The sequence below is a fragment of the Micromonospora sp. NPDC047707 genome, assembly GCF_040704235.1.
Taxonomy (GTDB): Bacteria; Actinomycetota; Actinomycetes; order Mycobacteriales; family Micromonosporaceae; genus Micromonospora.
The window spans coordinates 283,703-308,833 of record NZ_JBEYSU010000002.1; the positions used below are offsets into that span (position 1 = coordinate 283,703).

General features: G+C 69.9%; 38 protein-coding genes. 37 read left to right on the forward strand and 1 reads right to left on the reverse strand.

Translation table 11 applies throughout. The features are described from left to right. The first annotated feature begins 193 nt into the window (after window positions 1-193). From tuf to truA, 34 genes are all read left to right on the forward strand, one after another. Complete coding sequence (gene tuf, locus AB0873_RS03545) at window positions 194-1,387, forward strand: elongation factor Tu (RefSeq protein WP_155330227.1); 1,194 nt, start codon at window positions 194-196, stop codon at window positions 1,385-1,387. A gap of 352 nt (window positions 1,388-1,739) precedes the next feature. Continuing rightward, complete coding sequence (gene rpsJ, locus AB0873_RS03550; protein ID WP_007073037.1) at window positions 1,740-2,048, forward strand: 30S ribosomal protein S10; 309 nt, start codon at window positions 1,740-1,742, stop codon at window positions 2,046-2,048. Window positions 2,049-2,059: 11 nt separating this feature from the next. Then, a complete protein-coding gene (rplC, locus tag AB0873_RS03555) occupies window positions 2,060-2,725 on the forward strand; it encodes a 50S ribosomal protein L3 (RefSeq protein WP_366598245.1) in 666 nt (221 codons plus the stop codon). Continuing rightward, window positions 2,722-3,372, forward strand: coding sequence for a 50S ribosomal protein L4 (gene rplD, locus AB0873_RS03560; RefSeq protein WP_366598246.1), 651 nt, complete (start codon window positions 2,722-2,724; stop codon window positions 3,370-3,372). The genes rplC and rplD overlap by 4 nt, the downstream gene beginning before the upstream one ends. Continuing rightward, complete coding sequence (gene rplW, locus AB0873_RS03565) at window positions 3,369-3,671, forward strand: 50S ribosomal protein L23 (protein WP_091125159.1); 303 nt, start codon at window positions 3,369-3,371, stop codon at window positions 3,669-3,671. The genes rplD and rplW overlap by 4 nt, the downstream gene beginning before the upstream one ends. Before the next feature lie 12 nt (window positions 3,672-3,683). Continuing rightward, entirely contained in the window at window positions 3,684-4,523 is an 840-nt protein-coding gene (gene rplB / locus AB0873_RS03570; RefSeq protein WP_155330230.1) for a 50S ribosomal protein L2, read from the forward strand. A 12-nt stretch (window positions 4,524-4,535) separates the two neighbouring features. After that, window positions 4,536-4,817, forward strand: a complete 282-nt coding sequence (gene rpsS, locus AB0873_RS03575) for a 30S ribosomal protein S19 (protein WP_091125151.1) — start codon at window positions 4,536-4,538, stop codon at window positions 4,815-4,817. 40 nt (window positions 4,818-4,857) lie between these two features. Further along, window positions 4,858-5,316 carry a 50S ribosomal protein L22 gene (rplV, locus tag AB0873_RS03580; RefSeq protein ID WP_155330231.1) on the forward strand — a complete coding sequence of 153 codons (459 nt, stop codon included), beginning with the start codon at window positions 4,858-4,860 and terminating at the stop codon, window positions 5,314-5,316. After that, window positions 5,316-6,170, forward strand: coding sequence for a 30S ribosomal protein S3 (gene rpsC, locus AB0873_RS03585; RefSeq protein WP_155330232.1), 855 nt, complete (start codon window positions 5,316-5,318; stop codon window positions 6,168-6,170). The genes rplV and rpsC overlap by 1 nt, the downstream gene beginning before the upstream one ends. A 3-nt stretch (window positions 6,171-6,173) precedes the next feature. Next, window positions 6,174-6,599, forward strand: coding sequence for a 50S ribosomal protein L16 (rplP, locus tag AB0873_RS03590; RefSeq protein ID WP_007465292.1), 426 nt, complete (start codon window positions 6,174-6,176; stop codon window positions 6,597-6,599). After that, window positions 6,599-6,835: a 50S ribosomal protein L29 gene (gene rpmC, locus AB0873_RS03595; RefSeq protein WP_088982056.1), complete on the forward strand. Its 237-nt coding sequence runs from the start codon at window positions 6,599-6,601 to the stop codon at window positions 6,833-6,835. The genes rplP and rpmC overlap by 1 nt, the downstream gene beginning before the upstream one ends. After that, the gene (gene rpsQ / locus AB0873_RS03600) at window positions 6,832-7,107 is read left to right on the forward strand and encodes a 30S ribosomal protein S17 (protein WP_155330233.1); all 276 of its coding nucleotides are present in this window, start codon (window positions 6,832-6,834) and stop codon (window positions 7,105-7,107) included. Before rpmC ends, rpsQ begins: the two co-directional genes overlap by 4 nt. 97 nt (window positions 7,108-7,204) lie before the next feature. After that, on the forward strand, window positions 7,205-7,573 hold the full coding sequence (rplN, locus tag AB0873_RS03605; protein WP_007465279.1) for a 50S ribosomal protein L14: 369 nt from the start codon (window positions 7,205-7,207) through the stop codon (window positions 7,571-7,573). Further along, on the forward strand, window positions 7,570-7,890 hold the full coding sequence (gene rplX, locus AB0873_RS03610) for a 50S ribosomal protein L24 (protein WP_012184319.1): 321 nt from the start codon (window positions 7,570-7,572) through the stop codon (window positions 7,888-7,890). The genes rplN and rplX overlap by 4 nt, the downstream gene beginning before the upstream one ends. Continuing rightward, window positions 7,890-8,459: a 50S ribosomal protein L5 gene (gene rplE, locus AB0873_RS03615; RefSeq protein WP_155330234.1), complete on the forward strand. Its 570-nt coding sequence runs from the start codon at window positions 7,890-7,892 to the stop codon at window positions 8,457-8,459. Before rplX ends, rplE begins: the two co-directional genes overlap by 1 nt. A gap of 1 nt (window position 8,460) precedes the next feature. Then, window positions 8,461-8,646 (forward strand): type Z 30S ribosomal protein S14, encoded by a 186-nt coding sequence (locus AB0873_RS03620; RefSeq protein ID WP_007073023.1) that lies wholly within the window; start codon window positions 8,461-8,463, stop codon window positions 8,644-8,646. A 93-nt stretch (window positions 8,647-8,739) separates the two neighbouring features. Then, window positions 8,740-9,147, forward strand: coding sequence for a 30S ribosomal protein S8 (rpsH, locus tag AB0873_RS03625; RefSeq protein WP_155330235.1), 408 nt, complete (start codon window positions 8,740-8,742; stop codon window positions 9,145-9,147). A 16-nt stretch (window positions 9,148-9,163) separates the two neighbouring features. Next, window positions 9,164-9,706: a 50S ribosomal protein L6 gene (rplF, locus tag AB0873_RS03630; RefSeq protein ID WP_155330236.1), complete on the forward strand. Its 543-nt coding sequence runs from the start codon at window positions 9,164-9,166 to the stop codon at window positions 9,704-9,706. Further along, a complete protein-coding gene (rplR, locus tag AB0873_RS03635) occupies window positions 9,703-10,092 on the forward strand; it encodes a 50S ribosomal protein L18 (protein ID WP_366598247.1) in 390 nt (129 codons plus the stop codon). Before rplF ends, rplR begins: the two co-directional genes overlap by 4 nt. A 34-nt stretch (window positions 10,093-10,126) precedes the next feature. Then, window positions 10,127-10,741, forward strand: coding sequence for a 30S ribosomal protein S5 (gene rpsE, locus AB0873_RS03640; RefSeq protein ID WP_155330237.1), 615 nt, complete (start codon window positions 10,127-10,129; stop codon window positions 10,739-10,741). Further along, window positions 10,741-10,923 (forward strand): 50S ribosomal protein L30, encoded by a 183-nt coding sequence (gene rpmD / locus AB0873_RS03645; RefSeq protein WP_155330238.1) that lies wholly within the window; start codon window positions 10,741-10,743, stop codon window positions 10,921-10,923. Before rpsE ends, rpmD begins: the two co-directional genes overlap by 1 nt. Continuing rightward, entirely contained in the window at window positions 10,923-11,366 is a 444-nt protein-coding gene (rplO, locus tag AB0873_RS03650) for a 50S ribosomal protein L15 (protein ID WP_155330239.1), read from the forward strand. Before rpmD ends, rplO begins: the two co-directional genes overlap by 1 nt. Before the next feature lie 233 nt (window positions 11,367-11,599). After that, window positions 11,600-12,928 carry a preprotein translocase subunit SecY gene (gene secY, locus AB0873_RS03655; protein ID WP_366598248.1) on the forward strand — a complete coding sequence of 443 codons (1,329 nt, stop codon included), beginning with the start codon at window positions 11,600-11,602 and terminating at the stop codon, window positions 12,926-12,928. Next, on the forward strand, window positions 12,929-13,582 hold the full coding sequence (locus tag AB0873_RS03660; protein WP_155330241.1) for an adenylate kinase: 654 nt from the start codon (window positions 12,929-12,931) through the stop codon (window positions 13,580-13,582). Between the two features lie 77 nt (window positions 13,583-13,659). Then, the gene (gene map / locus AB0873_RS03665; RefSeq protein ID WP_366598249.1) at window positions 13,660-14,505 is read left to right on the forward strand and encodes a type I methionyl aminopeptidase; all 846 of its coding nucleotides are present in this window, start codon (window positions 13,660-13,662) and stop codon (window positions 14,503-14,505) included. Window positions 14,506-14,756: 251 nt separating this feature from the next. After that, window positions 14,757-15,341, forward strand: coding sequence for a DUF1707 domain-containing protein (locus AB0873_RS03670; RefSeq protein WP_366598301.1), 585 nt, complete (start codon window positions 14,757-14,759; stop codon window positions 15,339-15,341). Between the two features lie 230 nt (window positions 15,342-15,571). Then, complete coding sequence (gene infA / locus AB0873_RS03675) at window positions 15,572-15,793, forward strand: translation initiation factor IF-1 (RefSeq protein ID WP_007073013.1); 222 nt, start codon at window positions 15,572-15,574, stop codon at window positions 15,791-15,793. 92 nt (window positions 15,794-15,885) lie between these two features. After that, window positions 15,886-15,999 carry a 50S ribosomal protein L36 gene (gene rpmJ / locus AB0873_RS03680; protein WP_012184307.1) on the forward strand — a complete coding sequence of 38 codons (114 nt, stop codon included), beginning with the start codon at window positions 15,886-15,888 and terminating at the stop codon, window positions 15,997-15,999. A 271-nt stretch (window positions 16,000-16,270) separates the two neighbouring features. After that, the gene (rpsM, locus tag AB0873_RS03685; RefSeq protein ID WP_155330243.1) at window positions 16,271-16,651 is read left to right on the forward strand and encodes a 30S ribosomal protein S13; all 381 of its coding nucleotides are present in this window, start codon (window positions 16,271-16,273) and stop codon (window positions 16,649-16,651) included. Window positions 16,652-16,669: 18 nt separating this feature from the next. Next, the gene (gene rpsK / locus AB0873_RS03690; protein WP_014440747.1) at window positions 16,670-17,077 is read left to right on the forward strand and encodes a 30S ribosomal protein S11; all 408 of its coding nucleotides are present in this window, start codon (window positions 16,670-16,672) and stop codon (window positions 17,075-17,077) included. Window positions 17,078-17,090: 13 nt separating this feature from the next. After that, the gene (rpsD, locus tag AB0873_RS03695; protein WP_366598250.1) at window positions 17,091-17,717 is read left to right on the forward strand and encodes a 30S ribosomal protein S4; all 627 of its coding nucleotides are present in this window, start codon (window positions 17,091-17,093) and stop codon (window positions 17,715-17,717) included. Between the two features lie 96 nt (window positions 17,718-17,813). Next, window positions 17,814-18,836 carry a DNA-directed RNA polymerase subunit alpha gene (locus AB0873_RS03700; protein WP_155330245.1) on the forward strand — a complete coding sequence of 341 codons (1,023 nt, stop codon included), beginning with the start codon at window positions 17,814-17,816 and terminating at the stop codon, window positions 18,834-18,836. A 32-nt stretch (window positions 18,837-18,868) separates the two neighbouring features. Further along, window positions 18,869-19,441, forward strand: a complete 573-nt coding sequence (gene rplQ / locus AB0873_RS03705) for a 50S ribosomal protein L17 (RefSeq protein WP_155330246.1) — start codon at window positions 18,869-18,871, stop codon at window positions 19,439-19,441. A gap of 66 nt (window positions 19,442-19,507) precedes the next feature. Next, complete coding sequence (truA, locus tag AB0873_RS03710; RefSeq protein ID WP_366598251.1) at window positions 19,508-20,338, forward strand: tRNA pseudouridine(38-40) synthase TruA; 831 nt, start codon at window positions 19,508-19,510, stop codon at window positions 20,336-20,338. A 56-nt stretch (window positions 20,339-20,394) separates the two neighbouring features. Here truA and AB0873_RS03715 read toward each other — a convergent pair whose 3' ends face one another. After that, complete coding sequence (locus tag AB0873_RS03715) at window positions 20,395-21,552, reverse strand: hypothetical protein (protein ID WP_366598252.1); 1,158 nt, start codon at window positions 21,550-21,552, stop codon at window positions 20,395-20,397. 106 nt (window positions 21,553-21,658) lie between these two features. Here AB0873_RS03715 and AB0873_RS03720 point away from each other — a divergent pair, with 106 nt between their 5' ends. The 3 genes from AB0873_RS03720 to AB0873_RS03730 are packed head-to-tail and all read left to right on the forward strand — an operon-like array spanning window position 21,659 to window position 24,968. Further along, on the forward strand, window positions 21,659-22,264 hold the full coding sequence (locus AB0873_RS03720) for a methyltransferase (protein ID WP_366598253.1): 606 nt from the start codon (window positions 21,659-21,661) through the stop codon (window positions 22,262-22,264). Between the two features lie 39 nt (window positions 22,265-22,303). Then, the gene (locus tag AB0873_RS03725) at window positions 22,304-23,983 is read left to right on the forward strand and encodes an ATP-binding cassette domain-containing protein (protein ID WP_366598254.1); all 1,680 of its coding nucleotides are present in this window, start codon (window positions 22,304-22,306) and stop codon (window positions 23,981-23,983) included. Between the two features lie 16 nt (window positions 23,984-23,999). After that, window positions 24,000-24,968 carry an aldo/keto reductase gene (locus AB0873_RS03730; protein ID WP_366598255.1) on the forward strand — a complete coding sequence of 323 codons (969 nt, stop codon included), beginning with the start codon at window positions 24,000-24,002 and terminating at the stop codon, window positions 24,966-24,968. The last annotated feature ends 163 nt before the right edge of the window (window positions 24,969-25,131 follow it).

Genomic DNA, 25,131 nt, shown 5'->3' on the forward strand with positions numbered 1-25,131 from the left:
GTGTGGTCGCGGGAGGGTTCTCCCGCCCGCGGCCACCTCGGTCGGGTTGTGTGAATCCGGGCCTGTAGGCTTCATCGCCGCAGAACCCACAAAGGCTCTCCGGCCGTCAGGTCGGAAAGGCTGTCGACAGAGTCCTAAGCGCCGACCGGCGCACCGGGGCGAACGAACCAAGAAAGTCCACAGGAGGACACCAGTGGCGAAGGCGAAGTTCGAGCGGACTAAGCCGCACGTCAACATCGGCACCATTGGTCACATCGACCACGGTAAGACGACGCTGACGGCGGCCATCACCAAGGTCCTGCACGACCAGTTCCCGGACCTGAACCCGTACACGCCGTTCGACGAGATCGACAAGGCGCCGGAGGAGAAGGCCCGCGGCATCACGATCTCGATCGCGCACGTCGAGTACCAGACCGAGGCGCGGCACTATGCGCACGTCGACTGCCCCGGTCACGCCGACTACATCAAGAACATGATCACCGGTGCCGCCCAGATGGACGGCGCGATCCTGGTGGTCGCGGCGACCGACGGCCCGATGCCGCAGACCCGCGAGCACGTGCTGCTGGCCCGTCAGGTCGGCGTGCCGTACATCGTCGTGGCGCTCAACAAGAGCGACATGGTCGACGACGAGGAGCTCCTGGAGCTCGTCGAGCTCGAGGTCCGTGAGCTGCTCTCGGCGCAGGAGTACCCGGGTGACGACCTGCCGGTCGTCCGGGTGTCGGCGCTGAAGGCCCTCGAGGGTGACCCCGAGTGGACCGGCAAGCTGCTCGAGCTGATGAGCGCGGTCGACACCGCGATCCCGCAGCCGGAGCGCGAGACCGAGAAGCCGTTCCTCATGCCGATCGAGGACGTCTTCACGATCACCGGTCGTGGCACCGTCGTCACCGGTCGCGCGGAGCGCGGCATCCTCAAGCCGAACGAGGAGGTGGAGATCGTCGGTATCCGCGAGAAGTCGCAGAAGACGGTCTGCACCGGCATCGAGATGTTCCGCAAGCTGCTCGACGAGGCCCGCGCGGGTGAGAACGTCGGTCTGCTGCTGCGTGGCATCAAGCGCGAGGACGTCGAGCGCGGCATGGTCGTCATCAAGCCGGGCACCACGACCCCGCACACGGAGTTCGAGGCGACGGTCTACATCCTCTCCAAGGAGGAGGGCGGCCGGCACACCCCGTTCTTCCAGAACTACCGTCCGCAGTTCTACTTCCGGACCACGGACGTCACCGGTGTCGTCACGCTCCCCGAGGGCACCGAGATGGTCATGCCGGGCGACAACACCACGATGAGCGTGAAGCTCATCCAGCCGATCGCGATGGAGGAGAACCTCAAGTTCGCGATCCGCGAGGGTGGTCGTACGGTTGGCGCGGGTCGCGTCACCAAGATCATCAAGTGAGCTGGGTAACCCCGATTAGACCCGCCGCCGGTCGTGCGGCATACTAGTCAGGTTGCGTAACGACGGTTCGACCGCCTGCGTTCGGCTTGTGCCGAACCTCCGGGCGGGAGGGCCAGTCGGGCGTAGGGTGGTTGGCGGCCAGTCCGCCAACCACCCTCGCACGGCGTCCAGGTCGCGGTAGTGCGATCGGCGCCATGACCCACCGCGCGGTCGGTATCGCTCCGGAGTCCCGGGGCGGAGCCTGGCCCGAGGGCGCGACACGCCCGACCGCGGGGGTCGGCGAAGTGGGCCTGTGCCAGCCGGTACAGGCGCCCGCAACACAGCGGCATCGAGAGAAGGAACAGAAGCCACCATGGCGGGACAGAAGATCCGCATCCGGCTCAAGGCCTATGACCACGAGGTCGTCGACTCCTCGGCTCGGAAGATCGTCGAGACGGTGACGCGCACCGGGGCGCAGGTCGCGGGCCCGGTGCCGCTGCCCACGGAGATCAACCGTTTCTGCGTTATCCGCTCGCCGCACAAGTACAAGGACTCGCGCGAGCACTTCGAGATGCGCACGCACAAGCGGCTGATCGACATCATCGACCCGACCCCGAAGACGGTCGACTCGCTCATGCGCCTCGACCTGCCGGCTGGCGTCGACATCGAGATCAAGCTGTAGGGATCGGACAAATGGACAGGCAAGTCAAGGGGATCCTGGGCGCGAAGCTCGGCATGACCCAGGTCTGGGACAACAACCGTGTTGTTCCCGTGACCGTGGTGCAGGCCGGCCCGTGCGTCGTCAGCCAGGTTCGCAGCGCTGAGAAGGACGGCTACGCGGCGGTCCAGCTGGCGTACGGCGCCATCGACCCGCGCAAGGTCAAGAAGCCGATCAGCGGTCACTACGCGAAGGCCGACGTGGCGCCGCGGCGCCACATCGTCGAGCTGCGCACGGTCGACGCCGCCGAGTACTCGCTCGGCCAGGAGGTCACGGTCGAGCAGTTCCCGGCCGGCATCTCGGTCGACGTGACCGGCAAGACCAAGGGCAAGGGCTACGCCGGCCCGATGAAGCGGCACGGCTTCCACGGTCTGCGCGCCAGCCACGGTGTCGAGCGCAAGCACCGCTCGCCGGGCTCCATCGGCGCCTGCGCCACCCCGGGTCGTGTCTTCAAGGGCACCCGGATGGCCGGCCGGATGGGTGGCGTGCGCTACACCGTCCAGAACCTGACCGTCCAGGCGGTCGACACCGAGAACAACCTCCTGCTCGTCCGTGGCGCCATCCCGGGCCCCAAGGGCGCGCTGGTCCTGGTCCGTACCGCGGCCAAGACCAAGGCGAAGAAGGGCGGTGCGGCCAAGTGACCACCGTTGACGTCCGCACCGTCGAAGGCGCCAAGAGCGGCTCCGTGGAGCTGCCCGCCGACATCTTCGACGCGCAGGCCAACGTCGCGCTGATGCACCAGGTCGTGGTGGCCCAGCTCGCGGCGGCCCGGCAGGGCACGCACAAGGCCAAGACCCGCGGCGAGGTCGCCGGCGGCGGCAAGAAGCCGTACAAGCAGAAGGGCACCGGTCGTGCCCGGCAGGGCTCGATCCGCGCGCCGCAGTTCGCCGGCGGTGGCGTGGTGCACGGTCCCGTGCCGCGCGACTACAGCCAGCGGACCCCGAAGAAGATGAAGGCCGCCGCGCTCCGTGGCGCCCTCTCGGACCGGGCCCGCGCCGGCAAGGTGCACGTCGTCGAGGCGTTCGTCTCGGGCGAGAAGCCGTCGACCAAGGCCGCGCTGGCCACGCTGACGAAGCTGACCGACGCCCGCCGGGTGCTGGTCGTGCTGAGCAGCACCGACGAGCTGAACTGGGTGTCGCTGCGCAACGAGCCGCGGGTGCACCTGATCGAAGCCGGCCAGCTCAACACGTACGACGTGCTGGTGGCCGACGACGTGGTCTTCACCAAGGAGGCCCTGGACGAGTTCCTGGGCGTTCCCGCCGAGACCACCGAGGAGGGTGGCAAGTGAGCACGATCGCCGACCCGCGCGACATCATCGTGGCGCCGGTCGTCTCGGAGAAGAGTTACAGCGAGCTGAACCGCAACTGGTACACCTTTCTGGTGCACCCGGACGCGAACAAGACCGCGATCAAGATCGCTATCGAGCAGATCTTCAACGTCCGCGTCCTGACGGTCAACACGCTCAACCGCGAGGGCAAGCGCAAGCGGACCCGCACCGGGTTCGGCAAGCGCAAGGACACCAAGCGGGCGATGGTGAAGCTGGCTGACGGTGACCGCATCGAGGCCTTCGGCGGCCCGGTCAGCTGAGGGGTGTAGACAATGGCTATCCGTAAGTACAAGCCGACGACGCCGGGCCGGCGTGGCTCGAGCGTCGCCGACTTCGCCGAGATCACCCGGTCGACGCCGGAGAAGTCGCTGCTGGCCCCGCTGCCGAAGAAGGGCGGTCGCAACGCCCACGGCCGGATCACCACCCGGCACCACGGTGGCGGCCACAAGCGGCAGTACCGGATCATCGACTTCAAGCGGGTCGACAAGGACGGCGTGCCGGCCAAGGTCGCGCACATCGAGTACGACCCGAACCGCACCGCGCGGATCGCGCTGCTGCACTACCTCGACGGCGAGAAGCGCTACATCATCGCCCCGAAGGACCTGAAGCAGGGCGACACCGTCGAGTCGGGTCCGAGCGCCGACATCAAGCCGGGTAACAACCTGCCGCTGCGCAACATCCCGGTGGGTACCACGATCCACAACGTGGAGCTGCGTCCGGGTGGCGGCGCCAAGCTGGCCCGTTCGGCCGGCGTCGGCATCCAGCTGCTGGGCCGCGAGGGCGCGTACGCGACCCTGCGCATGCCGTCCGGTGAGATCCGGCGGGTGGACGTGCGCTGCCGCGCCAGCGTCGGTGAGATCGGCAACGCCGACCAGTCGAACATCAACTGGGGCAAGGCCGGCCGCATGCGCTGGAAGGGCAAGCGCCCGACCGTCCGTGGTGTCGCCATGAACCCGGTCGACCACCCGCACGGTGGTGGTGAGGGTAAGACCTCCGGCGGTCGCCACCCGGTCAACCCGCAGGGTAAGCCCGAGGGCCGCACCCGTCGTAAGGGCCAGCCGAGTGACCGGCTGATCGTCCGCCGCCGCTACGCCACGCGTAAGCGCGGCTGAGGGAGATAAGACATGCCTCGCAGCCTGAAGAAGGGCCCGTTCGTCGACGACCACCTGATCAAGAAGGTGGAGACGCAGAACGACAAGGGCACGAAGAACGTCATCAAGACCTGGTCGCGGCGCTCGACGATCATCCCCGAGATGCTGGGCCACACGATCGCGGTGCACGACGGACGCAAGCACGTCCCGGTGTTCGTGACCGAGGCGATGGTCGGGCACAAGCTCGGCGAGTTCGCGCTGACCCGCACGTTCAAGGGTCACGAGAAGGACGACCGGAAGAGCCGCCGGCGCTGACGCCGCGGGCATACGGATAGAGGAACAAGGGGTTACAGCGATGCCAGGAAAGGGCGACGCTCCGGTGCTTCCGGGCGCGCGGGCGGTTGCGCGGTACGTGCGCATCTCGCCGATGAAGGCGCGCCGGGTGGTCAACCTCGTCCGCGGCCTGCCCGCGAAGGAGGCGCTCACGGTGCTGCAGTTCGCGCCGCAGGCTGCGAGTGAGCAGGTGTACAAGGTGCTCGCGAGCGCGATCGCCAACGCGGAGAACAACGAGCGGCTGGACCCCGACGCGCTGCTCGTCAGCGAGGCGTACGTGGACGAGGGCCCGACCATGAAGCGGTTCCAGCCGCGGGCGCAGGGCCGGGCGTACCGGATCCGCAAGCGGACCTGCCACATCACGGTCGCGGTCGAGGCGGTCGCCCCGGCCGCGCCGAAGAAGTCGGCGGCGAAGAAGGCGGCCCCGGCGAAGCAGGCTGCGCCGGCCGAGACGCAGAGCACGACGGAGGGTGCGGAGTAATGGGTCAGAAGGTTCACCCGCACGGGTTCCGGCTCGGCATCTCGACCGACTGGAAGTCCCGCTGGTTCGCGGACAAGCTCTACAAGGACTACATCGGCGAGGACGTCAAGATCCGCCGCATGATGTCCAAGGGCCTCGAGCGCGCCGGGATCTCCAAGGTCGACATCGAGCGCACCCGGGACCGGGTCCGCGTCGACATCCACACCGCCCGGCCGGGCATTGTCATCGGCCGTAAGGGCGCGGAGGCAGACCGGATCCGTGGCGAGCTCGAGAAGCTGACCGGCAAGCAGGTCCAGCTCAACATCATCGAGGTGAAGAGCCCCGAGTCGGACGCGCAGCTCGTCGCGCAGGGCGTGGCCGAGCAGCTGTCCAGCCGGGTCAGCTTCCGTCGGGCGATGCGCAAGGCCATGCAGTCCGCGATGAAGAACCCGGTCTGCAAGGGCATCCGGGTCCAGGTCTCGGGCCGTCTCGGCGGCGCCGAGATGAGCCGGACCGAGTTCTACCGCGAGGGTCGGGTTCCGCTGCACACGCTGCGGGCCAACATCGAGTACGGCTTCTTCGAGGCCCGTACCACCTTCGGCCGGATCGGCGTGAAGGTCTGGATCTACAAGGGCGACGCGGTGCCGGGTCGGGAGACCCCGGCCGAGGCTCCGTCGCGCCCGCGCCGTGAGCGCGGCGACCGCCCCGAGCGGCCGCGCCGTGGTCGGTCCGGCTCCGCCGGCACGACCGCCGGTGGCACCGAGGCCGGCCGGGCAGCCGCGACCACCATCGCGCAGCAGGCCGAGACGCCGAGTGGCGAGCCGGTGGACGCGTCCGCCGTCGCCGCCGCGGCAGAAACGCAGCAGGAGGGCTGACAGATGCTGATGCCGCGCAAGCCCCCGAAGGGCTTCCGCAAGCCGCACCACCCGGACCGCAGCGGCGCGTCCAAGGGTGGTAACCGGGTGGTGTTCGGCGAGTTCGGGATCCAGGCTCTCGAGCCGGCGTACGTGACCAACCGCCAGATCGAGTCGGCGCGTATCGCGATGACCCGTCACATCAAGCGTGGCGGCAAGGTCTGGATCACGATCTTCCCGGACCAGGCCCTCACCAAGAAGCCGGCCGAGACCCGGATGGGTTCCGGTAAGGGTTCGCCCGAGTGGTGGGTCGCGAACGTGAAGCCGGGACGGGTCCTCTTCGAGATGTCCTTCCCCAACGAGCAGATCGCGCGTGAGGCGATGCGCCGCGCGATCCACAAGCTCCCGATGAAGTGCCGGATTGTTACGCGCGAAGTGGGTGAATCCTGATGGCAGCGGGCGTTAAGGCCGCCGAGCTGCGTGAGCTCTCCGAGGAGGAGCTGGTCACGAAGCTGCGCGAGGCCAAGGCGGAGCTGTTCAACCTCCGCGTGCAGGCCGCAACCGGGCAGCTGGACAACAACCGGCGGCTGCAGGTCATCCGTCGGGAGATCGCCCGGATCTACACGATCATGCGTGAGCGTGAGCTGGGGCTCTCGGCCGCGCCGACTGAGGTGACTGCTTCATGAGCGAGAACACGACCGCCGCCGCGCGGGCCCGTCGCAAGGTGCGTGAGGGTCTCGTGGTCAGCGACAAGATGGAGAAGACCGTCGTCGTCGAGGTCGAGGACCGGGTCAAGCACGCGCTGTACGGCAAGATCATGCGCCGCACCAGCAAGCTCAAGGTCCACGACGAGCAGAACGCCGCCGGCATTGGCGACCGGGTCCTGATCATGGAGACCCGGCCGCTGTCCGCCACCAAGCGGTGGCGGCTCGTGGAGATCCTCGAGAAGGCCAAGTAGCGAAGGCTCAAGCTCGGCCGGCATCGGTCGGGCGCAGGTTCCGCCAGGCTCCGGCCGCCTCGTGCGGCCGGAGAACCGGCAGACATAGGAGATAGACGTGATTCAGCAGGAGTCGCGACTGCGCGTCGCCGACAACACGGGTGCCCGGGAGATCCTGTGCATCCGCGTGCTCGGCGGCTCCGGTCGGCGCTACGCGAGCATCGGCGACGTCATCGTGGCCACCGTCAAGGACGCGATCCCCGGTGCCGGTGTGAAGAAGGGCGACGTCGTCAAGGCGGTCGTCGTTCGCACCGCCAAGGAGAGGCGGCGGCCGGACGGTTCGTACATCCGCTTCGACGAGAACGCCGCCGTCATCATCAAGGACGGTGGGGACCCGCGCGGCACCCGTATCTTCGGCCCGGTGGGCCGGGAGCTGCGGGACAAGCGGTTCATGAAGATCATTTCTCTCGCGCCGGAGGTGTTGTGACCGTGAAGGTCAAGAAGGGCGACACGGTCGTCGTCATCGCCGGCAAGGACAAGGGTGCCAAGGGCAAGGTCATCGCGGCCTACCCGCGGCAGGACAAGGTCCTGGTCGAGGGCGTGAACCGGGTCAAGAAGCACACCCGCATCAGCACCACCCAGCGTGGCGCCAAGACCGGTGGCATCGTCACCCAGGAGGCCCCGATCCACGTCTCGAACGTGATGGTCGTGGACTCCGACGGCAAGCCGACTCGCGTCGGCTACCGGATCGACGAGAACGGCCAGAAGGTCCGCATCGCGCGTAGCACCGGTAAGGACCTGTGATGACCACGGCTACCGAAACCAAGACCATGCCGCGCCTCAAGGAGCGGTACCGCAACGAGATCGTGGCCCAGCTGCGCGAGCAGTACAACTACGGCAACCCGATGCAGGTGCCGCGGCTGGTCAAGATCGTCGTCAACATGGGTGTCGGCGAGGCCGCCCGGGACGCCAAGCTGATCGAGGGCGCCGTCCGCGATCTGGCGACCATCACCGGCCAGAAGCCGCAGGTGCGGCGCGCCACCAAGTCCATCGCGCAGTTCAAGCTGCGCGAGGGCATGCCGATCGGCGCGAAGGTCACCCTGCGCGGCGACCGGATGTGGGAGTTCCTGGACCGGCTGCTGTCGATCGCACTGCCGCGTATCCGTGACTTCCGCGGCCTCGACGGGCGCAAGCTCGACGGGCACGGCAACTACACGTTCGGTCTGACCGAGCAGTCGGTGTTCCACGAGATCGACCAGGACAAGATCGATCGCCAGCGGGGCATGGACATCACGGTGGTCACCACCGCCACGACCGACGACGAGGGCCGGGCGCTGCTCAAGCTCCTGGGCTTCCCGTTCAAGGAGAACTGAGATGGCCAAGAAGGCGCTGATCCTCAAGGCGGCCGCGAAGCCGAAGTTCTCGGTTCGCGCGTACACCCGCTGCCAGCGGTGCGGGCGTCCGAAGGCGGTCTACCGCAAGTTCGGTCTCTGCCGGGTCTGCATCCGGGAGATGGCCCACCGCGGTGAGCTGCCCGGCGTGTCCAAGGCTTCCTGGTAATAGCCCGGCGCGCTCCGCGCGTCAGCTGCACTGTCTCTTCGCCGTAGGCCCGGGTGGTCCCGGGAACCCCGGCGAGAAAGGTTGACGAGTTTAATGACGATGACCGACCCGATCGCAGACATGCTCACGCGTCTGCGTAACGCCAACCAGGCGTACCACGACCGGGTGACGATGCCCTACTCGAAGATCAAGGCGAACATCGCCGAGGTCCTCAAGACCGAGGGTTACATCGCCACCTGGTCGGTCGAGGAGCCCGAGGAGGGCGCCGTCGGCAAGCGACTGGTCGTCGAGCTGAAGTACGGCCAGAACCGCGAGCGGAGCCTGGCCGGCATCAAGCGCGTGTCCAAGCCCGGCCTCCGGGTGTACGCCAAGTCGGGCGAGCTCCCGCGGGTGCTCGGCGGTCTGGGCGTGGCGATCATTTCGACGTCCCAGGGGCTGCTCACCGATCGGCAGGCCCGCAAGCGGAGCGTTGGCGGGGAAGTCCTCGCCTTCGTCTGGTAACGGGAGACAGGTAGAAATGTCGCGTATTGGACGTAAGTCGATTCCGGTGCCAGCCGGCGTCGACGTCACGATCGACGGCCAGACCGTCAAGGTCAAGGGCCCCAAGGGCGAGCTCTCGCACACCCTGGCCGAGCCGATCACCATCGAGCGGGCCGAGGACGGGCAGCTGAACGTCGCCCGCCCGAACGACGAGCGCAAGGCCAAGGAGCTCCACGGCCTGAGCCGTACCCTGGTCGCCAACATGATCGTCGGCGTCACCGAGGGCTACCGCAAGAGCCTGGAGATCGCGGGTACCGGTTACCGGGTCACCGCCAAGGGCAAGGACCTGGAGTTCGCGCTCGGGTTCTCGCACCCGGTCCTCGTGCCGGCGCCGGAGGGCATCACCTTCACGGTGGAGAAGCCGACGCTGTTCCACGTGGCCGGCATCGACAAGCAGCTGGTCGGCGAGGTTGCCGCGAACATCCGGAAGATCCGCCCGCCGGAGCCCTACAAGGGCAAGGGCGTGAAGTACCAGGGCGAGGTCATCCGCCGCAAGGCTGGAAAGGCAGGTAAGAAGTGAGCGCCACGCTGCTCAAGCGCCGCCGCGGCGTCGCCGCCAAGCGCGCCGTCGGGCGTGCGCGCCGGCACTTCCGGGTCCGCAAGAACATCAGCGGTACGGCCGAGCGTCCCCGCCTGGTCGTCACCCGCTCCCTGCGGCACATGGTCGCCCAGATCGTGGACGACACCAAGGGTCACACCCTGGCGTCGGCCTCGACCCTGGACGCGTCGCTGCGGGGCGCCGAGGGCGACAAGAGCGCCCTGGCCGGCAAGGTCGGTGCGCTGCTCGCCGAGCGGGCGAAGGCGGCCGGCATCTCCAAGGTCGTCTTCGACCGCGGTGGCAACCGGTACGCGGGGCGGGTAGCCGCGCTCGCCGACGCCGCCCGCGAAGCCGGGCTCGAGTTCTGACAATCCCCGTCACGAGAGAAAAGGAAGGCTGCTGATGCCAGGTCAACAGCGCCGTGGCGGCGGGTCCGGTGGCAACGAGGGTGGTCGCCGCGACAACCGCCGTGAGGGCGGCCGCGGAAACGCGCCCGTCGAGAAGACCCCGCACCTCGAGCGGGTCGTCGCGATCAACCGCGTCGCCAAGGTCGTGAAGGGTGGTCGTCGCTTCAGCTTCACCGCCCTGGTGATCGTGGGCGACGGCGACGGCACCGTCGGCGTGGGCTACGGAAAGGCCAAGGAGGTGCCCGCGGCGATCGCCAAGGGTGTCGAGGAGGCCAAGAAGCACTTCTTCAAGGTGCCGCGGATCGGCCAGTCGATCCCGCACCCGGTGCAGGGCGAGGACGCCGCCGGCGTCGTGCTGCTCAAGCCGGCCTCGGCCGGTACGGGCGTCATCGCCGGTGGGCCGGTGCGCGCCGTGCTGGAGTGCGCGGGTATCCACGACGTGCTCTCCAAGAGCCTCGGTTCGTCCAACCCGATCAACATCGTGCACGCCACGGTGGCGGCGCTGAAGGGGCTGGAGTCCCCCGAGGCTGTCGCCGCCCGTCGTGGTCTGCCGGTCGAGGACGTCGCGCCGGCCGCCATGCTGGCGTCGCGGGCGGAGGTGGCGTCCTGATGGCTCGCCTGAAGGTCACCCAGGTCCGGTCCGAGATCGGGGCCAAGCAGAACCAGCGTCACTCGCTGCGTTCGCTCGGCCTCAAGCGGATCAACGACGTGGTGGTCAAGGAGGACCGTCCGGAGATCCGCGGCATGATCTTCACGGTCAACCACCTCGTGAAGGTCGAGGAGGTCGAGTAATGACGATCAAGGTCCACCACCTGCGCCCGGCGCCCGGTGCCAAGACCGCGAAGACCCGCGTGGGTCGCGGTGAGGGCTCCAAGGGCAAGACCGCTGGCCGCGGTACCAAGGGCTCGAAGGCCCGCAAGAACATCTCGGCGGCGTTCGAGGGTGGGCAGATGCCCATCCACATGCGCCTGCCGAAGATGAAGGGCTTCAAGAACAAGTTCAAGGTGACCTTCCAGGTCGTCAACCTGGACCGGCTCGCCGAGCTGTTCCCGAACGGCGGTCAGGTCGGTCCGGTCGAGATGGTCGAGGCCGGTGCGGTCCGCAAGGGTCAGCCGGTCAAGGTGCTCGGCACCGGCGACCTCGGTGGGGTGGCGCTCCAGGTCTCGGCGCACGCGTTCAGCGCGTCGGCCAAGGAGAAGATCACCGCCGCCGGTGGCTCGGTCACCGAGCTGTAGGGCTGTACGACCCATGGCGCCCGCCCAGTTGTCCGTCAACTGGCGGGCGCCATGGTCTACCTGGGCCGTGTGCGCCCGGTAACATCGGAAGCGGTTTATGTAGCCGGGCACACCTGCCCGGACCGGGAGCGGACTGTTAGAGTCCCATCCCAGTCATGGATTTCGGGCGCCCGCCCGGCCCACCCCGATCCGCCAGGGACAACCGGCGGCCCGCCTCGCGCAGGAGGAAGAAGTTGCTGTCCGCCTTTCTCAGTGCGTTCCGCACGCCTGACCTGCGCAAGAAGCTGCTGTTCACAGTAGGCATCATCGCGATCTACCGGCTCGGCGCCACGCTGCCGAGCCCAGGCGTGTCGTACGGAAACGTGCAGAAGTGCCTGGACACCCTGGAGAACGGCTCCACGGGCGTCCTTAACCTGCTCAACCTCTTCTCCGGTGGTGCGCTCCTGCAGCTGTCGGTCTTCGCGCTGGGCATCATGCCCTACATCACCGCGTCGATCATCCTGCAGCTGCTGACCGTGGTGATCCCGCGGCTGGAGCAGCTCCGCAAGGAGGGCCAGGCCGGCCAGGCCAAGATCACCCAGTACACCCGCTACCTCACCCTGGGGCTGGGTGTCCTGCAGGCGTCGGCGTTCGTCGCCCTGGCCCGCTCCGGCCAGCTCTTCAACAACCAGTGCGACCAGTTCCCGATCATCCCCGAGGGGACCGGCATCCCGGACTGGCTGACCCTGACCATCCTGGTGATGACGATGACCGCCGGCACCGGTGTGGTCATGTGGCTCGGTGAGCTGATCACCGACCGGGGTGTCGGCAACGGCATGTCGGTGCTGATCTTCGCCTCGATCGCGGCCCGGCTCCCCGCCGAGGGTTGGCAGATCAAGGAGACCAGCGGCTGGGGGAAGTTCTGGCTGGTGATCGCCCTGGTCCTGGTCGTCATCACCGCGGTGACCTTCATCGAGCAGGCGCAGCGCCGGATCCCGGTGCAGTACGCCAAGCGGATGATTGGCCGGCGGATGTACGGCGGCACCTCGACCTACATCCCGCTCAAGGTCAACCAGGCTGGTGTCATCCCGGTCATCTTCGGCTCGTCGCTGCTCTACCTGCCGCAGCTGGCCCTGCAGTTCTTCGACCAGACGGACCCCGGCAAGACCCAGGCGTGGATTCAGAACAACCTGGTCGACCCGACCAGCCCGATCTACATCGCGGTCTACTTCCTGCTGATCATCTTCTTCACGTACTTCTACGTCTCGATCACGTTCAACCCGACCGAGGTCGCGGACAACATGAAGAAGTACGGCGGCTTCGTGCCGGGCATCCGCCCCGGCAAGCCGACCGCCGACTACCTGGACTTCATCCTCAGCCGGATCACCCTGCCGGGCGCTCTCTACCTGGGCGTCATCTCGATCCTGCCGAACTTCTTCTTCATCTGGCTGAACAAGCAGCAGTACCTGAACTTCCCGTTCGGCGGCACCGCTGTACTGATCATGGTCGGCGTCGGTCTGGAGACGACCAAGCAGATCGAGAGCCAACTGATGCAGCGGAACTACGAAGGGTTCCTGCGGTAGATGCGACTCGTTCTGGTTGGCCCGCCGGGGGCGGGCAAGGGCACGCAAGCGGAGTTCATCGCCGCGCACCTCGCGGTGCCGAAGATCTCGACGGGTGACATCTTCCGCTCCAACGTGTCGCAGGGCACCCCGCTCGGCGTCGAGGCGAAGCGGTACATGGACGCCGGCGAGCTGGTGCCGGACGAGGTGACCATCAACATGGTGCGGGACCGGCTCGCCGAGCCGGACGCGAGCGAGGGCTTCCTGCTCGACGGCTTCCCGCGTACGACACCGCAGGCCGCCGCGCTGGACAAGCTCCTCGCGGACCTCGGCACCGCTCTGGACCTCGTGCTGGAGCTGGTCGTCGACGACGACGAGGTGATCCGGCGGCTCTCCGGCCGGCGCACCTGCCGGGGCTGCGGCAAGATCTGGCACGTCGAGTTCGACGCCACCACGCGCGAGGGCATCTGCGACCGGTGCGGCGCCGAGCTGTTCCAGCGGGACGACGACAAGCCGGAGACCATCGCCACGCGCCTGCGGGAGTACGCCGACAAGACCGCGCCGCTGGTCGACTACTACGGCGCCCAGGGCAAGCTCGTGGGGATCGACGCCACGGGTCCGGTGGAGGACGTCACCGTCCGCGCCATCGACGCCCTGCGCTCGTACGGTGGCTGACCCCTCGGTGGATAGAGTGCGAGGAGCGGGGTACGCGACGGCGTGCCCCGCTCTTCGGCAGGAAAGGTAACGACCCGATGCGCCGTCCCCAGCTGGACATCCAGCTGAAGACTCCTGACCAGATCGAGAAGATGCGGGCCGCGGGGCTGGTGGTGGCCGAGGCGCTCCGCCGGATGCGCGAGGCCGTCGCGCCCGGTGTCAGCACCGCGGACCTGGACGCCATCGCCGAGGCCACCATCCGCGAGGCCGGCGCGGTCCCCTCCTTCAAGGGTTACCACGGCTTCCCCGCCTCGATCTGCTCCTCGGTCAACGAGCAGGTCGTGCACGCCATCCCGTCCCCCCGGCAGGTGCTCCAGGACGGCGATCTCATCTCGATCGACTGCGGCGCGGTGCTGGACGGCTGGCACGGCGACGCCGCGATCACCGTCGGCGTCGGCGACGTGAACCCGGCGCTGCTGGCGATGGCCGCGGTCGCCGAGGACGCGATGTGGGCCGGCATCGCCGCGGCCGCCCGCGGCGCCGCCAGCGGCAGGGGCCGGCTCACCGACATCTCCCACGCCGTCGAGACGGCGGTCCGCAAGGGCGGGCGGTACGGCATCGTCGACGGGTACGGCGGCCACGGCATCGGCACCGAGATGCACCAGGACCCGCACGTGCTCAACCACGGACGCCCGGGCAAGGGGCCCCGCCTCGTGCCCGGCATGGCCCTCGCCATCGAGCCGATGATCACCCTGGGCTCGCCGCGTACGGCGGAGCTGGCCGACGGCTGGACCGTGGTGACCCGGGACGGGTCGATGGCCGTGCACGTCGAGCACACCATGGCGTTGCTGCCCGACGGGGTGTGGGTGCTCACCGCGCCGGACGGCGGCCGGGAGCGCCTCGGCGACCTGGTCACCGCCCGCCAGCCGGCTCCGGCCGCCTGACCCGTCCGGGCCTCGGCCGCCAGCCTGCCGTGGCCGCCTGGTCCGTCGGCTCCGTCCGCCGGTTACCCTCGCCCTTCGCCGGACCCCGGCGGCCGACAAGGGGCTGTCCGACTCACGTGATCAACTCGATGCCGGTGCCATCGCTGTTTCGGCCCGCCGCGGATGCCACGATGGCGGCGGCACGGAGTCGACCAAGGGACCGGCCGGCGCGGGATCGCGACCGGTGGCACGCCGGTGGCATGCTGGAACGCATGCAGGGGCGGGACGGGATGCGGGCCGCCGACGCCGACCGGCAGGCGGTGGCCGACCGGTTGCGGGCGGCCGTGGACGAGGGGCGTCTGGACCTGCACGAGTACGACGAGCGCCTCCAGCAGGCGTACACCGCCCGCACGTACGGCGAACTCGACGCGCTGCTCGCGGACCTGCCGGCGCCGGCCGGCGCCGCGGCCTCGGCGCTCGTCGTCCCGGGCGGGAACGCCCTCGCCCCGCCGGGCGGGGTGACCGGGCCGGCCGGGATGCCGGCCGTCGGGGCCCGTCCGGTCGTCGCCCGGTGGCTCGTCGAGGTGTGGGAGCCGTGGTTGAAGGTCGTCCCGATCGTGGTGGCGGTCTGGGCGGTGACGTCGCTGCTGGCCGGGGACGCGCTCTACTTCTGGCCCGGGTGGGTGGCGGGTCCGTGGGGAGCGGTGCTGCTGGTCCGCACTGTGCTCGGGATCACGTCGGGTGAGCCGGCGCGCTGGGCGGCCGAGCGGGAGCGGCGCCGGGAGAAGCGGGCCCGCAAGCGGGAGCGGAAGGCGGCGCGACGCGAGAGTGGGAAACCTCCGGGCGAATCGGGCTGAACGTCCGGATCATTCTGTTCGTAGCGCCGGCAATGGGTGGTCGGTTTGGCGGCGGCGCGCAGGCGGGCGTACACTTTCTGATCGGCGCACAGCGTCCACTCCGGCATGCCCACCCTGCGCTTCGGTGGGCGTCGGAGCCGCGGCTGGCGCGGGCATCTGATCTTGATCAGTCATCCCGTGTAAGACGTTGTGGGCCGTCCGGAGCAACCGACGTCAGGACAGCGGAGGACATGCCGAAAAAAGACGGAGCCATCGAGATCGAGGGCCGGGTCATCGAGCCCCTGCCGAACGCCATGTTCCGCGTGGAGCTCGCGAACGGTCACAAGGTGCTGGCTCACATCAGCGGCAAGATGCGGCAGCACTACATCCGCATCCTGCCGGAGGACCGGGTCGTCGTCGAACTCTCGCCGTACGACCTGACCCGAGGGCGCATCGTCTACCGCTACAAGTAAGCCTGACGGCGGCCGGGTGAGTCCCGTGTCCGTCTTCGTCGCCCGGAGTCGCGAACACCGCGTCGCCGGGCCAGATGGGAAGTAAGGCAACCGTGAAGGTCAAGCCGAGCGTCAAGCGGATCTGCAACAAGTGCCGGGTGATCCGCCGGCACGGCCGGGTCATGGTCATCTGCACCGACCCGCGCCACAAGCAGCGCCAGGGCTGAACCAGTTCCGGCCGGTCGCGACACCGCGGCCGGTCGACAACCGGTCCGGGCCGCAGATCCTGACACAACACATCACATGCTCGTCCCAGCCGCGGGAGTGCGCAGCGCGTACCTCATCGTGGTTGACCCCCGGTCGGAGGCCGGGGCCCGCTCGGGCAGCGACCGATCCCGGTCGCCGGTGCTGACAGGCGCCGGAAGGACAGGGACGGCCGGTAGCGGGGTGGGGCGGGTCCACACCTCCGCCAGCACATCACGAGGAGTACGCCCGCACATGGCACGTCTAGCCGGCGTCGATCTCCCCCGCGACAAGCGGATGGAGATCGCGCTCACCTACATCTTCGGCGTGGGTCGCACCCGCGCCCTGGAGACGCTCGCCGCCACCGGCATCTCGCCGGACAAGCGCGCCCGGGACCTCACGGACGAGGAGCTCGTGCAGCTCCGCGACCACATCGAGGGCAACTACAAGGTTGAAGGCGACCTGCGCCGCGAGGTCGCCGCGGACATCCGCCGCAAGGTCGAGATCGGCTGCTACGCCGGCATCCGGCACCGCCGCGGTCTGCCGGTTCGTGGCCAGCGGACGCGGACCAACGCCCGCACCCGCAAGGGCCCGAAGCGGACCGTCGCCGGCAAGAAGAAGCCCGGCAAGAAGTAATTAGGAGCGCACAGACTTATGCCACCGAAGGCTCGTGCCGGAGCCGCCGTCAAGAAGGTCCGGCGCAAGGAACGCAAGAACGTCGCCCACGGGCAGGCGCACATCAAGAGCACCTTCAACAACACCATCGTGTCCATCACGGACCCGACCGGTGCGGTCATCTCCTGGGCCTCGTCGGGCCAGGTGGGCTTCAAGGGCTCCCGCAAGTCGACCCCGTTCGCCGCGCAGCTGGCCGCCGAGGCCGCCGCGCGTCGGGCGATGGAGCACGGCATGCGCAAGGTCGACGTGTTCGTCAAGGGCCCCGGCTCCGGCCGGGAGACCGCCATCCGTTCGCTGCAGGCCGCCGGTCTCGAGGTCGGGCAGATCTCCGACGTGACCCCGCAGCCGCACAACGGGTGCCGTCCGCCGAAGCGTCGCCGGGTCTGAGAGGTAGAGAGAGATGGCTCGTTACACCGGTGCTGACTGCCGCCGTTGCCGGCGGGAGAAGATGAAGCTGTTCCTCAAGGGCAGCAAGTGCGATGGCCCGAAGTGCCCGTTCGAGTCCCGGCCGTTCCCGCCCGGGCAGCACGGCCGTGGCCGTACCAAGGAGACGGAGTACCTGCTCCAGCTCCGGGAGAAGCAGAAGGCCCGCCGGGTGTACGGCGTGCTGGAGAAGCAGTTCCGCGGTTACTACGAGGAGGCCGTGGCCAAGCAGGCCAAGACCGGTGAGGTCCTCCTGCAGATCCTCGAGTCGCGGCTGGACAACGTGGTCTACCGGGCCGGCTACGCCAGCTCCCGGGACCAGGCCCGTCAGCTGGTCAAGCACGGTCACTTCACGGTGAACGGCAAGAAGGTCGACATCCCGTCGTACCGCGTCAAGGAGCACGACATCATCGAGGTCCGGGTTAAGAGCAAGCAGCTCACCCCGTTCCTGGTGGCGCAGGCTCAGGCCGGTTCGCGGTCGGTTCCGGCGTGGCTGGAGGCCATCCCGAGCCAGATGAAGATCCTCGTGCACTCGCTCCCGGCCCGCCAGGTGATCGACACCCAGGTCCAGGAGCAGCTGATCGTCGAGCTCTACTCCAAGTAAGAGCTCGTTGCGGTGGCCCGCCCTCCAGGGCGGGCCACCGGAACCGTTTGTGTCGTGGGCGTCATATGGCGGGCGCCCCGGAAGAGAAGAGAAGACATGCTCATCTCCCAGCGACCGACCCTCTCCGAGGAGTCGATCAACGAGACCCGGTCCCGGTTCACCATCGAGCCGCTGGAGCCGGGCTTCGGCTACACCCTGGGCAACTCGCTGCGCCGGACGCTGCTGTCGTCCATCCCCGGCGCGGCGGTGACCTCGATCAAGATCGACGGTGTGCTGCACGAGTTCACCACGATCCCCGGGGTCAAGGAGGACGTGGTCGAGCTCGTCATGAACATCAAGGAGCTGTGCGTCAGCTCCGAGCACGACGAGCCGGTCAGCATGTACCTGCGCAAGCAGGGCCCGGGCGACGTGACCGCCGGTGACATCCAGCCCCCGGCCGGCGTCTCGGTGCACAACCCGGACCTGAAGCTCGCCACCCTCAACGGCAAGGGCCGGCTCGACATGGAGCTGACCGTCGAGCGGGGTCGCGGCTACGTGACGGCTGCGCAGAACAAGCAGGCCGGCGCCGAGATCGGCCGCATCCCGGTCGACTCGATCTACTCGCCGGTGCTGAAGGTCACCTACCGCGTCGAGGCGACCCGTGTCGAGCAGCGGACCGACTTCGACCGGCTGATCATCGACGTCGAGACCAAGCCGTCGATGGGCCCGCGCACCGCGCTGGCCTCCGCCGGTTCGACGCTGGTCGAGCTCTTCGGCCTGGCCCGGGAGCTGGACGAGACCGCCGAGGGCATCGACATCGGGCCGTCCCCGCAGGACGCCCAGCTGGCGGCGGACCTGGCGCTGCCGATCGAGGAGCTGGACCTCACCGTCCGCTCCTACAACTGCCTCAAGCGCGAGGGCATCAACACCGTTGGTGAGCTCATCGGGCGTACCGAGGCCGACCTCCTCGACATCCGCAACTTCGGCCAGAAGTCGATCGACGAGGTCAAGATGAAGCTCGCCGGGATGGGTCTGGGGCTGAAGGACTCCGCCCCGAACTTCGACCCGGCGCACGTCGTGGACGCCTTCGGTGAGGCCGACTACGACACCGAGGACTACCGCGAGACTGAGCAGCTGTAAGCGCGGCTGAGGATTAACGAGGAGCACCGAGAATGCCCACGCCCACCAAGGGTCCCCGCCTCGGCGGCAGCCCGGCGCACGAGCGGCTGATGCTGGCCAACCTGGCCACGTCGCTGTTCCAGCACGGCAAGATCCAGACCACCGAGACCAAGGCCCGGCGGCTGCGTCCGCTCGCGGAGCAGCTGATCACCAAGGCCAAGCGCGGTGACCTGGCCTCCCGGCGTCGGGTGCTCGCCGTCGTCAAGGACAAGGACGTGGTCTACGCCCTGTTCGACCAGATCGCGCCGCGGTACGCCAACCGCAACGGTGGCTACACCCGGATCGTGAAGACCGGTCCGCGCAAGGGTGACGCCGCGCCGATGGCGATCATCGAGCTGGTCGAGGAGCTGCAGGTCGCCGAGCCGAAGGCGAACAAGAAGACCGCCGCCCGCAAGGCCGCCCAGCAGGACAAGGTCGAGGCGCTCGCCCCGGCCGAGGAGGCCCCGAAGTCGGCCGACAACGACCAGGACGCCGAGGCGCCCGTGTCGGCGTCGGGTGACACCGCCGAGGCGCGCGAGGACAGCGACCTCGCCGTCGAGGAGAACAACGAGCAGAACAAGGCCTGATCAGGGTCTTTGTCGGGCCCGGCACCCCCTGGGGTGTCGGGCCCGCGGCGTCAGAGGGGGTACGAGGTGGACGAGGGCATCCGGCTGCGGCTGGACGTCTCGTACGACGGCACCGGCTTCTCCGGCTGGGCCGCCCAGCCGGAGCGGCGTACCGTCGCCGGGGTCCTCGCGCAGACCCTCGACCTGGTGCTCGGCGCCGGGACCGCGACCGGCCTGACCGTGGCCGGCCGGACCGACGCCGGGGTGCACGCCACCGGGCAGGTCTGCCACGTCGACCTGCCGGCGGACGTCTGGCGGCAGCACGAGGGGCGGCTGCTACGCCGGTTCGCCCGGCTGCTCCCCACCGACGTGCGGGTGCGGGCCATGACCGAGGTGCCGGCCGACTTCGACGCGCGGTTCTCGGCGACCTTCCGGCGCTACGAGTACCGCGTCACCGACACACCCTGGGGCGCGGAGCCGCTGCGCCGGCACGACACCCTCGCCTGGCCGAGGCCGCTCGACCTGGCGGCGCTGACCGCCGCCGCCGCCGGGCTGGTGGGGGAGCACGACTTCGCCGCGTACTGCCGGCGGAAGGAGAACGCCACCACGCTGCGCGAGGTGACCCGGCTCGACTGGCGGCGGGATCCGGACGGCATCCTCGTCGCCACCGTCCAGGCCGACGCGTTCTGCCAGGCGATGGTGCGCAGTCTGGTCGGCGCGATGCTGACCGTCGGGGACGGCCGGCGGCCGGTCGAATGGCCGGCCGGCCTGCTCAGCCGCCGGGAGCGGGCCAGTGAGGTGACGGTCGCCCCCGCGCACGGGCTCACCCTGGTCGCCGTCGGCTACCCCGAGGACCCGGCCGAGTACGCCCGCCGCGCGGACCTCACCCGGCGGCTGCGCGTACCGGTGGAGAGCTGAGCGCACGGCGGAGCGGGTGCGCGGCCGGACAGCCCCGCACCCGCTGTGCCCGGAGCTCAGTTCCGGGTGCCGTTCTGGGAGGCGGTGCCGTCGTCGGGGTCGGCCGTGGGTTGGCCGGCCACGCCGCCGTTCGCCCGCCGCTCCAGGACGCCCTGGTTGAGGTGCAGTTCGATCATGTCGAAGAGGATCTCGCGGACCTGCGTGTCGCCGGCGCGGACGGACTCGCCGTCGGAGCGGGCCACCAGCGCGTACGCGAGGTAGTGGCCGCGTACCTGCCAGCCGACCCGGGCCGGGGCGGTGGCGATCGCCTCGGACTCCTCGTCGGCGGCCATGCCCCGGAACCGGCCCTGCCGCTCGTCGAGCATCTGCCGGATCCGGTCGCGGGCGCGTTCGGCGCTGGCCCGGTCGGTGAGGTTGAACAGGCCGGCGGTGACCAGGTGGTCGCCGTCCCGGGTGCGCAACGTCGCCCGGACCACCTGGTTGCAGCCGAGGCGGGTGAGCAGCTCGGCGACCTCGCCGGTGGCGGCGATGGCGCAGCTGCCGCTGGACTGCGTCTTCAGCACCTGGTACGCGGGCTGCCCGTCGGAGACGACGAGCTGCTTGCCCGGGAAGACCTCCTTGGCGCTCAGCGGTGCCTGGTCGGTGTCCCGGGAGTCGAGGTCGTTCGCCTCCGGCTCGGGGCTCTCGTCCGCCGCCGCGGGCTGGTTGTTCGGCGGGTTGACGAGGTCAGCACCGCGCTCGCCGAGCAGGGCGGCCGCGCCGAGCCCGCAGAGCGCGAGCAGGACCAGCACCGCCGCGCCGCCGACCACGACCTGCCACATCCGGCCGCCGCCGCGGGGCGGGGGTGCTGCGGCCGGGGAGTAGACCTCCGCCTGGGGTGGCGTGGCGGCCGGTGCGCGGGACGGCTCCGCCGCTGGTGCGGGCTCCGGCGCCCGTGCGGGGACCGGCTCGGCGCTGTACGTGGCGGCGGGCTCCGGCGCGAACGTGGGGGCGGGCTTCGGTGCCGGCGCGCGGGGCGGCTCGGGAGCCGGCGGGCGGGCGGGCTCGGGGGGTGGCGGTGGTCTCCGGGTGGTCCGGGGCAGTGACGGGGTGGGGAAGCGGGACGGCGACGGCCCCGCCGGCGGAGGCGAACCAGGGCCGAGCGCCGACAGGTCCGACCCGGGCTCCGGGTGCTCCACGAATGCGTCCTCATCGGACTCGTACCGATACACCATGTCGCCCAGAGTAAGAGCCATTGTCCCTTTAGGGGGTAATAATGGGAAATTGTGATGACGCGGGGTGTCGCCATGCCCCCCGTCAGCCGGTGGAAGAATCGCGCGTGTGACCGGCGACCACTACTTCACCCCCGAACCCGCGACCCCCGCCCAGCCGCGCGAGGTCGAGTTCTCCGTCGCCGGCCGCGACTACACCCTGGCCTCCTCCGGCGGGGTCTTCTCCGCCGCCCGCCTCGACCCCGGGACCGCGGTGCTGCTGCGCAAGGCGGAGCTGCCGGCTCCCGGCACCACCGGCGACCTGCTCGACCTCGGCTGCGGCTTCGGACCGATCACCTGCGTGCTCGCCACCTCGGCACCGTTGGCCACCGTCTGGGCGGTGGACGTCAACGAGCGGGCGCGCGAGCTCACAGCGGCCAACGCCGCCCAGGTCGGCGCGGCGGACCGGGTGCGCGTCGCGCCGCCGGAGGGCGTACCGGCCGACGTGACCTTCGCCGAGATCTGGTCCAACCCGCCGATCCGGATCGGCAAGGACGAGCTGCACCAGCTGCTGCTGCGCTGGCTGCCGAGGCTCGCCCCGGACGGCGCCGCCTGGCTGGTCGTCGCCCGGCACCTCGGCGGCGACTCGCTGCACCGCTGGCTCACCGAGCAGAGCTGGCAGGTCCAGCGACACGCCAGCCAGAAGGGCTACCGGGTGCTGCGGGTCACCAGGTAATCGGTTGGCCCCCGCCGGGCCCTCGGGCAGGATGCCGGCGTGGGATACGTGGACGTGGCGGCCGTCGGGCACACGCTGCCCGACGGCCGGGAACTCTTCGCCGACGTGTCGTTCCGGGTCGGCGAGGGCGCCAAGGTCGCGCTGGTCGGGCCGAACGGCGCGGGCAAGACGACGCTGCTGCGGATGGTCGCCGGTGACCTCCCGGTGCAGCGCGGCGCGATCGCGCGTACCGGTGGGCTCGGCGTGATGCGCCAGTTCATCGGGATGATCGGCAATGAATCCACGCTCGCGGACCTGGCACTCTCGCTCGCCCCGCCGGCCCTGCGCGCCGCCGGCCGCCGGCTCGCCGCGACCGAGGCGGCCATGCGGACGGCCGAGGTGCGCGGCAAGTACAGCACCGCCGCCGGCAAGGCGCAGCTCGCGTACGCGGACGCGCTGGCCGCCTGGGGCGAGACCGGCGGGTACGACGCCGAGGTGCTCTTCGACACCGTCGCCACGATCGTGCTCGACCTGCCCTGGGACTCCGCGCGGGACCGTCCCGTCCGGACGCTCTCCGGCGGCCAGCAGAAGCGCTTCGCCCTGGAACTGCTGCTCCGCGGCCCCGACGAGGTGCTGCTGCTCGACGAGCCGGACAACTTCCTCGACGTGCCGGGCAAACGCTGGCTGGAGGCGCGGCTCCGCGAATCCGGCAAGTCCGTGCTGTACGTGTCGCACGACCGGGAACTGCTGGCCCACACCGCCGACCGGGTCGTCGCCGTCGAGGGCGGCGGCGCCTGGGTGCACCCCGGCGGCTTCGCGAGCTGGCACGAGGCGCGGATCGCCCGGCACGACCGTCTCGACGAGCAGCGCCGGCGGTGGGACGAGGAGCACCAGAAGCTGCGCGAGCTGATGCTCATGTACAAGCAGAAGGCCGCGTACAACTCGGGGATGGCCTCCCGCTACCAGGCCGCCCAGACCCGGTTGCGCAAGTTCGAGGAGGCCGGACCGCCGCCCGTACCACCGAAGGACCAGGACATCCGGATGCGCCTCACCGGCGGGCGGACCGGGAAGCGCTCGGTGATCTGCGAGCAGCTGGAGCTCGACGGCCTGACCTACCCCTTCGACCTGGAGATCTGGTACGGCGACCGGGTCGCCGTGCTGGGCGCCAACGGGACCGGCAAGTCGCACTTCCTGCGGCTGCTCGCCCGCGGCGGCACCGACCCCGACCCGGCGAACGGACCGGTGGACGGCGCGGAGGCCCTCGCGCCGGTCACGCACGACGGGGTGGCCCGGCTCGGCGCCCGCGTGCGGCCGGGGCACTTCTCCCAGACCCACGACCGGCCGGAACTGATGGACCGGACGCTGGTCGACATCCTGTGGCGCGGCGACGAGCACCGCGCGGGTATGGACCGGCACGCGGCGATGGCGGCGCTGTCCCGGTACGAGCTGCCCGGCCAGGGCGACCAGCGGTTCGGCAGCCTGTCGGGCGGGCAGCAGGCGCGGTTCCTGGTGCTGCTGCTGGAGCTGTCCGGGGCGACCCTGCTCCTGCTCGACGAGCCGACCGACAACCTCGACCTGGCGTCGGCCGAGGCCCTCGAAGCGGGGTTGGCCGCCTTCGAGGGCACCGTCGTGGCCGTGACGCACGACCGTTGGTTCACCCGCTCGTTCGACCGGTTCGTGCTGTTCCGGGGCGACGGTGAGGTGGCGGAGGTCCCCGAGCCGGTCTGGGACGTGGCGTGATCCGGGCCGGAATAGGGTGGATCTCGTGACTGAGATGACGTACCGCCGGCTGGGCGACTCCGGGCTCGTGGTGTCCGTGGTCGGGATCGGCTGCAACAACTTCGGCCGCAAGCTCGACCTCGACGGGACGCGCGCGGTGGTCGAGGCCGCGCTCGACGCGGGCATCAACTTCTTCGACACCGCCGACATCTACGGCGAGCCGCAGGGCGGCTCCGAGGAACTGCTCGGGCAGGCGCTCAAGGGACGTCGTGAGGACGTCGTCCTCGCCACCAAGTTCGGCATGGACATGCACGGCGCCAACGGGCCGGACCACGGCGCGCGGGGGGCCCGGCGTTACATCATGCGGGCCGTGGAGGCGTCGCTGCGCCGGCTCGGCACCGACCACATCGACCTGTACCAGATGCACGAGCCCGACCCGGGCACCCCGATCGACGAGACGCTCGCCGCCCTGGACGACCTGTTGACCGCCGGCAAGGTCCGCTACCTGGGCAACTCCAACTTCGCCGGCTGGCAGATCGCCGACGCCGACTGGACCGCCACCTCGCAGGGGCGCACCCGGTTCATCTCCGCGCAGAACCACTACTCCCTGGTGGAGCGCGGTGTCGAGGCGGAGGTCATCCCGGCGTGCGAGCGGTTCGGGCTCGGCATGCTGCCGTTCTTCCCGCTCGCCAACGGGCTGCTCACCGGCAAGTACAAGCGGGACCAGGCGCCACCGGCCGGCAGCCGTCTCGCCGGTGGCGGCCGGTACGCGCAGCGCCTCGCCGCCGCCGACTGGGACACCATCGAGGCGATCGAGGCGTACGCCGCCGAACGCGGTCTCACGATGCTCCAGGTGGCCATCGGCGGGCTCGCCGCCCAGCCGGCGGTGACCTCGGTGATCGCCGGCGCCACCACGCCCGAGCAGGTGCGCGCCAACGCCGGGGCGGGCACCTGGCAGCCCGGCGACGAGGACCTGGTGGCCCTCCGCGCCGTCCTCGACGGCTAGGGGGCGGCCCGTACCCCGTCCATCGGACGGCGGGGTGCCGGGGCCGCGGCGCGAGGTGCCCACGACCGATCCCGATGGTGGTGCCGCCGGGAAGCGGCGGGGCGACCGGCGGCGCGGCGGGCGCGGCGCGGAGGGTATCCGGACAGCATGTCGTGACCGGACG